The sequence below is a fragment of the Actinomadura keratinilytica genome, assembly GCF_039539665.1.
Classification (GTDB): domain Bacteria; phylum Actinomycetota; class Actinomycetes; order Streptosporangiales; family Streptosporangiaceae; genus Spirillospora; species Spirillospora keratinilytica.
Genome location: NZ_BAABDO010000167.1, coordinates 1 through 10,970 on the forward strand (window position 1 = coordinate 1; position 10,970 = coordinate 10,970).

At 75.4% G+C, this 10,970-nt stretch carries 11 protein-coding genes; 6 read left to right on the forward strand and 5 right to left on the reverse strand.

Annotated features, from left to right (window positions below; translation table 11 throughout):
• The 3 genes from ABD879_RS30285 to ABD879_RS30295 all read left to right on the forward strand — a co-directional run.
• Positions 1-744 (forward strand): peptidase dimerization domain-containing protein (locus ABD879_RS30285; RefSeq protein WP_345025153.1); only part of this gene is annotated, 744 nt, incomplete at its 5' end.
• Between the two features lie 113 nt (positions 745-857).
• Positions 858-1,880 (forward strand): LCP family protein, encoded by a 1,023-nt coding sequence (locus ABD879_RS30290; protein ID WP_345025154.1) that lies wholly within the window; start codon positions 858-860, stop codon positions 1,878-1,880.
• A 270-nt stretch (positions 1,881-2,150) separates the two neighbouring features.
• Positions 2,151-3,524, forward strand: a complete 1,374-nt coding sequence (locus ABD879_RS30295; protein WP_345025155.1) for an ABC1 kinase family protein — start codon at positions 2,151-2,153, stop codon at positions 3,522-3,524.
• A gap of 25 nt (positions 3,525-3,549) precedes the next feature.
• Here the strand turns inward: ABD879_RS30295 and ABD879_RS30300 are convergent, their stop codons facing one another.
• The 5 genes from ABD879_RS30300 to ABD879_RS30320 form a co-directional block, all read right to left on the reverse strand.
• Entirely contained in the window at positions 3,550-4,443 is an 894-nt protein-coding gene (locus tag ABD879_RS30300; RefSeq protein WP_345025157.1) for a siderophore-interacting protein, read from the reverse strand.
• Between the two features lie 43 nt (positions 4,444-4,486).
• Entirely contained in the window at positions 4,487-4,660 is a 174-nt protein-coding gene (locus ABD879_RS30305; protein ID WP_345025158.1) for a hypothetical protein, read from the reverse strand.
• Positions 4,657-5,679 carry an aromatic ring-hydroxylating oxygenase subunit alpha gene (locus ABD879_RS30310; RefSeq protein WP_345025159.1) on the reverse strand — a complete coding sequence of 341 codons (1,023 nt, stop codon included), beginning with the start codon at positions 5,677-5,679 and terminating at the stop codon, positions 4,657-4,659. The genes ABD879_RS30305 and ABD879_RS30310 overlap by 4 nt, the downstream gene beginning before the upstream one ends.
• Before the next feature lie 101 nt (positions 5,680-5,780).
• Positions 5,781-6,641, reverse strand: a complete 861-nt coding sequence (locus ABD879_RS30315; protein ID WP_345025161.1) for an IclR family transcriptional regulator — start codon at positions 6,639-6,641, stop codon at positions 5,781-5,783.
• A 22-nt stretch (positions 6,642-6,663) separates the two neighbouring features.
• A complete protein-coding gene (locus ABD879_RS30320; protein WP_345025162.1) occupies positions 6,664-8,235 on the reverse strand; it encodes an acyl-CoA synthetase in 1,572 nt (523 codons plus the stop codon).
• 113 nt (positions 8,236-8,348) lie between these two features.
• Here ABD879_RS30320 and ABD879_RS30325 point away from each other — a divergent pair, with 113 nt between their 5' ends.
• The 3 genes from ABD879_RS30325 to ABD879_RS30335 all read left to right on the forward strand — a co-directional run.
• Positions 8,349-9,290, forward strand: a complete 942-nt coding sequence (locus ABD879_RS30325; protein WP_345025163.1) for a PaaX family transcriptional regulator — start codon at positions 8,349-8,351, stop codon at positions 9,288-9,290.
• Positions 9,291-9,436: 146 nt separating this feature from the next.
• Entirely contained in the window at positions 9,437-10,279 is an 843-nt protein-coding gene (locus tag ABD879_RS30330) for an MIP/aquaporin family protein (RefSeq protein WP_345025164.1), read from the forward strand.
• 99 nt (positions 10,280-10,378) lie between these two features.
• Positions 10,379-10,970 (forward strand): FGGY family carbohydrate kinase (locus ABD879_RS30335; protein WP_345025165.1); only part of this gene is annotated, 592 nt, incomplete at its 3' end.

Below are 10,970 nucleotides of genomic sequence, written 5' to 3' on the forward strand. Positions count from 1 at the left end.
CACGGCGCGGCGGCGGCGCTGGGCCTGCGGTGCGCCCGCCCGGACGGCGCCGTGGTCGCCGCCCGCAAGGGTGGCGCGGACGTGGAGATCGTCCTGCGCGGCAGGGCGGCGCACACGGGCCCCGACGCCGACCTGCCCGCCGATACCGGCCTGCCCGCCGTCGCCGACGACTGCCGCGACGACGCCCTGGCCGCCGCCCGGCTGACCGTCGCCCTGCAGGAGCTGCACCGCGGCCGTCCGGGGGTGCGCGTCCACGTGGGCGTCCTGCAGGCGGGCACGGCGCCCGGCATGGTCGCCGACTCGGCGCGCCAGGTCGCCGACGTGCGCGCCGACCGCGCGGCCGACTTCGACGCGGTCCTGGCCGACATCCGCCGCCTGGCCCGCGGCCACGGGGTCGCCGGGGTGGCGGCCGAGGTCGTCCAGCACGCCCCCGTGCCGCCGTGGGAGGGCGGCCCGCGCACCGCCGCGCTGGTCGACACCGCCCGCCGGGTGGGCCTGGACCTGGGCCTGCACGTGCGGGCCGGCGTCGCCGCCGGCGGCTCCGGCGCCAACCTCGTCGCGGCCTCCGGCACGCCCGTCCTGGACGGCCTGGGCCCGGTCGGCGGCGCCTGCCGCTCGCCCGGCGAATGGCTCGACCTCGCCTCCGTCGTGCCGCGCACCGCGCTGCTGGCCGGGCTGATCGACCGGATCGCCGAAACCGGCTGTACCGGTTTGCGGCGGCTCGGGGGCGGGAGCGCGATATGACGGGCGTTACAGCGCCCCGTGGCGGGGAACCGGGTGGGTGATCATGCGCCGGACCGGGTGCGGGCACCCCGGCGGCGCGGACGGGACGGGCCGCTGCGGAGGTGATCTGTGCCATGAGGTCTCGGAGCCGGCGTGCGCGCGGGCGCCTCCGGCGCGTGCTGGTGCGCCTGGGCGTGGCGGCGGCGGTGCTGGCGGTGTCCGCCGTCGGGCTGGCGGTGTGGCGCGCCGACAGCTACGACCGGCGCATCCAGCGGCTGCCCGAGGCGCTGCCGAGCCGCGCGGCGCCGCCGGCCGCCGCCGAAGCCGGGCAGAACTGGCTGCTGCTCGGCTCGGACCTGCGCGGCGTCCCCGCCCGGGACAAGTGGCGGCCCGGGGGACGGGCCCGCGCCGACACGATCATGGTGCTGCACCTGCCGCCGGACGAGCGGCACGCCTACGTCATCTCGATCCCGCGGGACCTGTGGACCGACATCCCCGGACACCCGCGCGCCAAGATCAACGCGGCGTTCGCGCACGGCGGGCCGCGGCTGATGGCGCAGACCGTGCAGCAGCTGGCGGGGATCCGCCTCGACCACGTGGTCGCCGTCGACTTCGCCGGGTTCGCCCGGATGACCGACGCGCTCGGCGGCGTGGACATCTACCTGGACGCGCCGATCCACGACCCGAGCAACGGCTGGTCCTGGCCGGCGGGCCGCAACCACCTGGACGGCGCGCGGGCGCTGCGGTTCGTCCGCGAGCGCAAGGGCCTGTCCGGCAGCGACCTGGACCGGGTCAGGCGGCAGCACGCCTTCCTGCGGGCCATGGCCGCCAAGGCGGTCGACGGCGGCACGCTGCGCAACCCGGTCAAGCTCGACGCGTTCCTGCGCGCGGCCAGCGAGTCGGTGGCGGTGGACGACCGCACCGGCCTCGGCACGCTGCGCTCGCTGGCGCTGCGGCTGGCCCGGATCGGCCCCGACCGGGTCACCTTCGCGACGCTGCCGACCGGGCCGTCGGCGTGGATCGGCGGGCAGAACGTGCTGCTGCCCGACCCGCGGCGCGGCCGGGAGCTGTTCGCCGCGCTGGCCGCGGGCCGGCTGCGCGAGCACGTCCGGCGCAACGGCCTGGCGACCGAGATCGACCTGTCCCGGCCGTCCTGACGCCCGCCGCCGCGCCGCCCCGCGCCGCCGCCGCGCCGTTCTCGCGGCGACCGTGCGCTACCTCGCCGGCACCCGGCCCGAGACCGGCACCGCGCCGGACGCCCCTCTCCGCCCCTACGAGGCACGGCCATGAGGTGCCTCACAGCCCAGCGCCGTGGTGATCCGGCCGCGAGCGGCCGTCAAGCATCGAACGGAACAGTCATATCGGGAGATACCGTTTATACGGTTCAAGCCAGAAAAGCCGGTGTCAACAGGCAGGACGGTCCCACTGTGAGCGACATCCCCCGCCGGGCGGTGAGCCGGACCGCCAAGCTGGCCACCCTCCCCCTCGGGTTCGCCGGCCGCACCGCCCTCGGCCTGGGCAAGCGGACGATCGGCCGCCCCGCCGAGGCGGTCGCCCTGGAGGTGCGGCGGCGCACCGCCGAGCAGCTGTTCGCCGTGCTCGGCGAGCTCAAGGGCGGCGCCATGAAGGTCGGCCAGCTGCTGTCGATCTTCGAGGCGGGGCTGCCGGAGGAGGTGGCCGGGCCGTTCCGGGCCAGCCTGACCCGGCTGCAGGAGGCCGCTCCGCCGATGCCCGCCGCGACCGCGCACCGCGTCCTGGCCGAGGGCCTGGGGGAGGACTGGCGGGAGCTGTTCGCCGAGTTCGACGACCGCCCCGCCGCGGCCGCCTCCATCGGCCAGGTGCACCGGGCCGTGTGGCACGACGGCCGCGCCGTGGCCGTCAAGGTGCAGTACCCGGGCGCCGGGCCGGCGCTGATGAGCGACTTCAACCAGATCGCCCGGCTGAGCCGGCTGATCACGCCGCTGTTCCCCGGCGTGGAGGTCAAGCCGCTGGTCGCCGACCTGAAGCGGCGGCTGGAGAAGGAGCTGGACTACCGCGACGAGGCCCGCGCCCAGACCGCCTTCCACCGCGCCTACGCCGGCGACCCCGACTTCCTGGTGCCCGCGGTCGTGGCGCAGTCCGGAAACGTGCTGGTGACCGAGTGGGTGGAGGGCGCGCCGCTGGCGCGCGTCATCGCGGACGGCACGCAGGAGGAGCGCGACCGCGCCGGGCTGCTGCTGTTCCGGTTCATCCTGTCCGGCCCCGCCCGCTGCGGCATGGTGCACATCGACCCGCACCCGGGCAACTTCCGGCTGCTGGACGACGGCAGGCTCGGCGTGCTGGACTTCGGCGGCGCCGCCCGCGTGTCCGACGAGCTGCGCTGGTCGCTCGGCCGGATGCTGCGCATCGGCACCCTCGGCGACGCCGAGGAGATGGTCGCCCACGCCCGCGCCGAGGGCTTCCTGGACCCCGAGGCCGAGGTGGACCCCGAGCGGCTGCGCGCCCTGATCGCCCCGCACGCGGCGCCGTTCGCCGTCGAGCGGTTCCGCTACAGCCGCGAGTGGCTGCGCCGGGAGACCGCGCGGGGCATGGGACTGGCCACCGACCTGCGGCCGGACGGCCTGGCCCGGCACCTGCGGCTGCCCCCGCAGTACCTGGCCGTCAGCCGCGCCCTGGCCGGATGCGGCGGCGTGCTGTGCCAGCTGGAGGCCGAGGGCGGCTTCCGCGCCGAGGCGCTGCGCTGGCTGCCCGGCTTCGCCGACGACCCCGGCGCCGGGGAGGCCGGCCGGGCCCCCGGGGAGACCGGCGAGGCCACGGCCTGACCGGTCGCCCCGGAAGCCGCCGGGCTCAGGAGGCCGCGGCCAGCGCCTTGGCCTCCTCCTCTTCGATCATGCGGTTCCACTCGCGCTTGGAGGACTGCCAGCCGTCCTCGTCGCGGCCGCGCCGCCAGTAGCCGGAGATCGACAGCCGCTCCAGCGGGATGCCGCGTTCGACCCGCAGGTGGCGGCGCAGGTCGCGGACGAACTCCGCCTCGCCGTGCACGAACGCGTGCACCCCGTCGGCGGGGAGGTCCAGGGCGCGCACCGCGCGCACCAGCGCCCGCCCGACCTCGCCGCCGTCGCGGTGCAGCCACTCGATCCGCGCGTCGCCGGGCGTGTCCAGGGCCTGCTCCTCGGCGGGCCCCTCCACCTCGATGAACACGCGGGTGGGCGCGCCCGGCGGCACCCGCTCCAGCGAGGCGGCGATCGCGGGCAGCGCGCTCTCGTCGCCCGCCAGCAGGTGCCAGTCGGCCTCGGGGCTGGGCGCGTACCCGCCGCCCGGCCCGAAGAACCAGATCCGGTCGCCCGGCCGCGCCTTCGCCGCCCACGGCCCGGCCAGGCCCCGGTCGCCGTGGTGGACGAAGTCGATCGTCAGCTCGCGGGCGTCCGGGTCCCAGGCGCGGACGGTGTAGGTGCGGGTGCTCGGCCACTGCTCGCGCGGCAGCCGGGCGCGGATCTCCTCCAGGTCGAACGGCTCGGGGTAGACGACGCCGGCCGGCGGGAACAGCAGCTTGACGTAGTGGTCGGTGAACTCGCCCGCCGAGAACCGGGCCAGGCCCTCGCCGCCGAGCACCACGCGGATCATGTGCGGGGTGATCCGCTCGGTGCGGACCACCGTGCCGCGGTGCGCGATCCGCGGGCGCCGCCCGCCGCCCCGCCGGGCCGGCCGCTCCGCCGTCTCCCCTGGTCGCTCCGTCGCCATCCGACCCACCTCCGAGCGCTTGTTAGGCCAAGCTGACCTGACTCTACTCGGCGGCGTCCCGGTGCTCGTGGTGCGCCAGCAGCCAGCGCCAGATCTCCACCGGGTCGTCGGCCTGCCGCCGCGCGCCGCAGAAGCAGATGCCGGTCAGCCGGTCGGAGCCGGGCGTCCACTCCACCCGCAGCCGGCCGCCCCGCCCGCCGGCCCGCCCGCCGCTCACTGCGCCGTCATCCGCTGCAGCATCCGGCGCGCGGCCAGCCCGCCGGTGTCGATGTTGATGCTCAGCTCCTGGTAGCCCTCCGGCTCGGCGGCGATCACCTTCTCCAGCAGGTTGAGCGCCTCGACGTCCTGGAGCACGACGGTGCGGTTGCTGTCGGCCAGGAACCGCGACACCTCCTCGTCGTCCATCGCGAAGTCGCGGGCGACCATCCAGAAGTCGTGCGTGCTGGTCTCGGTCTCCGGGGTGATCGCGTAGACGATCTCGGCGTGGCAGGCCCTGGGGTCGTCGCCGTCCGGGCCCGGCTCCACGCCGGTCGGCGCGATCCGGCTGTGCAGCAGGTACAGGCACGGCGGGTGGTACTCGATGTCCTGCCAGCGGTCGATGCGGCCCTGGATGCCCGTGGACTTGGCGTAGAACGGCGGGCACTCGGCGTCCTTCATGCGGCGGCTGACGTAGACGACGCCCGCCTCCTCGTCCACCTCCGTGGTGATGGGCGTCGCGGCCACCTCGGGGGTGCCGATGTACCCGCCGTGCAGGTACGTCTCGTGCGACAGGTCCAGCAGGTTGTCCACCAGCAGCTCGTAGCGCGCGGCCAGCGGCTCCATGCCCCGCACGGTCACGTAGTCGGGGGAGTCGAGCCAGGGGGCGCGCGGGATCGCCGCCGGGTCGGCCTTGCCGTCCTCGCCGATCCACACCCAGATCAGCGAGTCCTGCTCGACCACGGTGTAGCGGGGGACGCGGGCGGTGCGGGGCACGCGGCGCTGCCCGGGCACGGCGACGCAGGTGCCGTCGGGGTCGTAGGTGAAACCGTGGTAGCCGCAGACGATCCGGTCGCCGTCGCGACTGCTGGCCGACAGCGGGTAGCGCCGGTGCACGCAGCGGTCCGCCAGCCCGACGGGCTTTCCGTCGCGGGTGCGGTAGAAGACGATGGGCTCACCGCAGATGGTGCGGGCCAGCAGGCCGTCGCCGACCTCCGAGGCGTACGCGGCGACGTACCACTGGTTGCGTGGAAAGGCCATGGGGTGCTCCTCGACGCGTGTCAGGACCGATGTCCCCGACCTTCCCGGGCCCGCGCGCCGGCGGCCACCGCCGTTCCGTTCAATGGAAAAGCCCGCCGGGCTCAGACGCGGGCGGTGGCGCCGGAGGGACGGCGCAGCGCCCGCGGGGCGCCGAGCGCGCGCGAGATGCCGCGTGCGGTGGCGCGCACCGCCGGGATGAGGGCGCGCGCGTCGGACGAGTGGGACGGCACCACGATCGACACCGCCGCGACCACGGTGTCGTCCGGCCCGTAGACCGGCGCGGCCACCGACAGCGCGATCAGCTCCACCTGCCCGTCGCTGATCGCCACGCCGGTGCGGCGCACCTCGGCCAGCACGCGGCGCAGCTCGCCGCCCGAGCAGATGGTCTTGGGCGTGAACCGCCGCAGCGGCCCGGCGATCGCCCGCTCCTGCAGCTCGGGGTCGGCGTGCGCGAGCAGCGCCAGGCCCACGCCGGTCGCGTGCGCGGGCCAGCGGCCGCCGACGCGGGTGAACACGTGCACCGCGTTGCGGGAGCGGATGCGCTCGATGTAGACGACCTCCAGCCCGTCCAGCACGGCCAGCTGCACGTTCTCGTGCGTCGCCTCGTACAGGTCCTCCAGGAACGGCATGGCCGCCTCGCGCAGCGCCTGCCCGCGCGGCGCCAGCGCCGCCACCTCCCACAGGCGCAGGCCGATGCGGTACAGGCCGTCCCCGTCGCGTTCCAGGGCGCCCCAGCGGGTCAGCTCGGCGATCAGCCGGTGCGCGGTGGCGGGCGGCAGCCCGGCGCGGCGGCTGATGTCCGAAAGCGACAGCACGGGCCGCTCGGGGGTGAAGGCGTCCAGGATGCCGAGCACCCGGCGGGTGACCGACGGGCGCCCGGAGTCGGACTCGGCGTCCGGGGCGGTGCGCGGCCGGGGCGGGGAGGCGGCGGCGACCGCCGTGGCGGTCCCGGTGGCGTTCATGGGCGGCGGCTCCTGGGGCGGGTCACGGCTCCGTCGGGGGAGCCTGCTCGGCGGGACGGGACGCGGGCGCGGCGGACCCCGGCCCGGCCGCGCCGTACTCGGCGCGCAGCCGGGCCTTGAGCACCTTGCCCGCGGCGTTGCGCGGGATGGCGTCGGTGAACACCACCGACTTGGGGATCTTGTACTTGGCCAGCCGGTCCGCCAGCGGCGCCAGCACCCGCTCGGCGGTCAGCGCCGAGCCGGCGCGCGGCACCACGATCGCGCGGCCGACCTCGCCCCACGTGTCGTCGGGCACGCCGATCACCGCGCACTCCAGCACGTCGGGGTCGGCCAGGATGGCGTTCTCGACCTCGGCCGGGTAGATGTTCTCCCCGCCCGAGACGATCATGTCCTTGATCCGGTCGACGATGTAGGCGTAGCCGTCCTCGTCGACGCGGGCGGCGTCGCCGGTGTGGAACCAGCCGTCGGTGAACGCGCGGGCGGTCTCCTCCGGCAGCCCCCAGTAACCGGACATGACGTGCGGGCCCTTGACGACGACCTCGCCGGTCTCGCCCGGCGGCACCGCCTGCATGTCCGGCCCCACCACCCTGACGTCGCTGAAGAAGTGCGGCACCCCCGCCGACCCGGCCTTGGCGACCGCGTGGGCGGAGTCCAGGAACAGTACCCCGGGCGACGCCTCGGTCATCCCGTAGCCCTGCAGGAAGGTCAGCCCGCGCTCCTGGTAGGCGGCGATCAGCGATGTCGGCACGGGCGCGCCGCCGCAGGTCAGCAGCCGCAGCGAGGACAGGTCCGCGGCCGGCCACCGCGGCGAGCGGGCGATCTGCTGGAACATCGTGGGGACCCCGAACATGAACGTGATCCGGTGCCGCTCGACCAGCTCGAGCGCCGCGTCGGGGTCGAACCGCTCGACCAGCACGCAGCAGCCGCCCTTCAGCAGCACCGGCAGGGTGAGCATGTTGAGCCCGGCGGTGTGGAACAGCGGCGCCGACACCAGCGCGACCTCGTCGGCGACCAGGTCGTGGTCGACCAGGACGTTGACGGTGTTCCAGGTGATGTTGCCGTGGGTGAGCACGGCGCCCTTGGGCCGCCCGGTGGTGCCGGACGTGTACATGATCATGCACGGGTCGTCCAGGCCGACGGGCTCGTCGACCGGGTCGGCGGCCGCGGCGGCCAGCAGCTCCTCGTACCCGCCGCGGTCCGCCTCCAGCGGGACGTAGGCCCGCACGCCGGCGGTGCCGCGGATGCCGTCCACCAGCTCGGCGTGGCTCGGGGCGTACACCAGCACGGCCGCGCCCGAGTCGGCCAGCTGGTAGGCGATCTCCGGTCCGGCCAGGCGGGTGTTGAGGGGGACGAACACGGCGCCGAGCGCGCCGGCGGCGAACAGCGTCTCCAGAAAGGCCGGGTGGTTGGGGCCGAGGTAGGCGACGCGGTCGCCGCGCCGGACGCCCAGGCCGCGCAGGGCGTGCGCCAGCCGGGTGACCCGTTCGTGCGTCTCGGCGTACGTGCGGCTCTGGTCCTGGTAGACCAGGGCGGGGCGGTTCGGGGTCTTGCGGGCGCGGCGGGCCGGCCACGACCCGAGTCCTTCGTTGCGCATGATCGTCCCCCCTGGGGCGAGGCGAAGCCGGTGGCGACAGCCCGAACATAGGCGTAGCATTGACGACCGTCAATAATCTGCCCAACATCAGACCGCGACAGGGGGCCGGGCCGGTGCGCGAGCGAACGTCCACGCAGAACCGCGAATCCACCGACGGCGCCGCCCCCGGCGCCGACCCCGGCGCCGATCCCGGCGCCGATCCCGGGCTCGCCCCGCCGAAGCTGCGGCCCCAGGCGCTCATGCTGACGTTCCTGGGCAACTACGTGCTGCGGCGCGACATCGCGGTGTTCTCCGGCAGCTTCATCGAGGTGTTCGACCGGCTGGGCGTGGGCGAGCAGGCCATCCGCTCCACGCTCACCCGCATGGTCGGGCGCGGCCTGCTGGCCCGCCACCGGCGCGGCCGCCGCATGCACTTCGGCCTGACCGAGCGCTCGGCGCGCATCCTGGTCGACGGCGAGCGCCGCGTCTGGCAGCGCGGCGCGGTCAACACCGACTGGGACGGCCAGTGGACGGTGCTGGCCTTCTCCATGCCCGAGTCCTGGCAGCGGCAGCGGCACGACCTGCGCTCCCGGCTGGTCTGGGCCGGGTTCGGGCCGCTCGGCAACGGCATGTGGGTGACGCCGTCGCGGGTGGACGTCGCCCCGGTCATCGAGGGCCTCGGGCTCAACGGGCGGGTCAAGGTGTTCGGCGGCCCGGCCGAGCCGCCCACCGACGTGCCGGGGATGATCCGCGACGCGTTCGACCTGGACGGGCTGGCCGCCGGCTACCGCGCCTTCCTGCACCGCTGGGACCGCCCCGACCCGGTGCCGCGGGCGCCCGACGACCTGGCCCGCTACCTGTGGATGCTCACCGAGTGGCTGCAGCTGGTGCGGGTCGACCCCTGGCTGCCGGTGGAGCACCTGCCGGCCGACTGGCCCGCGGTGCGCGCCCAGGAGGTGCTGCACGACCTGCGGTCCCGCTACGAGGCGGCGGCGCGCCGCATCGCCGACGGGGCGATCGAGTTCATCGAGGCGCCTCATGTCGCGACTCCCGAGCCCGGCCCGCGGGGCCGGTGACGTCCCCGCCGGCACTGCGCCGCGTGTTCGTCCAAGTGCGTACCGTCATTCCGCTTATCACGCTAGGTTACGGGAATATCCGTCCTTCCGGGGAGGCCGTTGACGTGCGGTGACGGTGACCGCGGCCGGCGGGGGAGGAGGCGACCATGGCGCGACGAGCCCCGCTCCCGCCGTGGCGGCTCGCCCCGATCGCCGGGGAGCTGAGCGCGGAGTTCGCCGGGACGATGATCCTCATCCTCTTCGGCGCGGGGGTGGTCGCCCAGGTCGTCGCGGGCGGTCTCGGCGACCACGACAGCATCGCCTGGGCCTGGGGCATCGGCGTCGCCCTGGGCGTCTACGTGTCGGCGCGGCTGAGCGGCGGCCACATCAACCCGGCGGTGACCGTCGCGCTCGCGGTCTTCCAGGGGTTCCCCTGGCGCAAGGTCGCCCCCTACGTCCTGGCGCAGACCGCCGGCGCCTTCACCGGCGCGCTGCTCGTCCGGTGGAACTACAGCGAGGTGCTGGCCGCCTTCGACCCCGGCCACACGATCAAGAGCCAGCTGGTGTTCTCCACCCTGCCGGGCAACGGCACCCTCCCGGTGGGGCTGTGGGGCGGCTTCCGCGACCAGGTCATCGGCACCGCGATCCTGCTGTTCGTCGTCCTGGCCCTGACCGACCTGCGCAACGTGCCGCCGCCGGCCGGCCTGACCCCGGTGCTGATCGGCCTGCTGGTGGTCGCGATCGGCATGGCCTGGGGCACCGACGCCGGATACGCGATCAACCCCGCCCGCGACTTCGGCCCGCGCCTGGCCCAGTACCTCACCGGGTACGGCGGCGCCTGGCGCGACCAGTACGGCGGCCTGTACTTCTGGGTGCCGATCGTCGGCCCGCTGCTGGGCGGGCTCGTCGGCGCCGCGCTCTACCACCTGCTGATCGGCCGCCACCTGCCGCCGCAGGCCGGCGGCGCCGAGGGCACCGACCGCGAGCCCGAGCGCGATGCCACGCCCTGATCGCCCCGGTGCACCGGCGCCCGGCGCCTGCCCGGTCCGTCGCGGGGAGTCGAGAGCCGGCGGGCGGAGCGCGTCCGCCCGCCGGGAGAGGAGGGCCTGATGGGGGACGTCGTGGGGGCTCTTGACCAGGGCACCACCAGCACCAGATTCATGATCTTCGACCACGGCGGCAACGAGGTCGCCCGCCACCAGCTGGAGCACCAGCAGATCCTGCCGCGGGCGGGCTGGGTCGAGCACAACCCCACCGAGATCTGGGAGCGCACCCGCGCGGTCGTCGAGACCACGCTCAACAAGGCGGGGCTGGGCGGTGGCGACCTGGCCGCGCTCGGCATCACCAACCAGCGCGAGACCACCGTGGTGTGGAACCGCCGCACCGGACGCCCGTACCACAACGCGATCGTCTGGCAGGACACCCGCACCGACCGCATCGCCGCGGCGCTGGAGCGCGACGGGCGCGGCGACACGATCCGGCACCGCGCCGGGCTGCCGCCCGCCACCTACTTCTCCGGCGGCAAGATCCAGTGGATCCTGGAGAACGTTCCGGGGGTGCGCCGCGACGCCGAGTCGGGCGAGGCGCTCTTCGGCAACATCGACGCCTGGCTGCTGTGGAACCTCACCGGCGGCCGCGACGGCGGGGTGCACGTCACCGACGTCACCAACGCCAGCCGCACCATGCTCATGGACCTGGAGA

Bases quoted from the DNA above. Each gene is read 5' to 3' on its own strand.
- ABD879_RS30290 (WP_345025154.1), top strand. From the start codon at position 858: ATGAGGTCTCGGAGCCGGCGTGCGCGCGGGCGCCTCCGGCGCGTGCTG.
- ABD879_RS30300 (WP_345025157.1), bottom strand. From the start codon at position 4,443: ATGGCGACGGAGCGACCAGGGGAGACGGCGGAGCGGCCGGCCCGGCGG.
- ABD879_RS30310 (WP_345025159.1), bottom strand. From the start codon at position 5,679: ATGGCCTTTCCACGCAACCAGTGGTACGTCGCCGCGTACGCCTCGGAG.
- ABD879_RS30315 (WP_345025161.1), bottom strand. From the start codon at position 6,641: ATGAACGCCACCGGGACCGCCACGGCGGTCGCCGCCGCCTCCCCGCCC.
- ABD879_RS30320 (WP_345025162.1), bottom strand. From the start codon at position 8,235: ATGCGCAACGAAGGACTCGGGTCGTGGCCGGCCCGCCGCGCCCGCAAG.
- ABD879_RS30330 (WP_345025164.1), top strand. From the start codon at position 9,437: ATGGCGCGACGAGCCCCGCTCCCGCCGTGGCGGCTCGCCCCGATCGCC.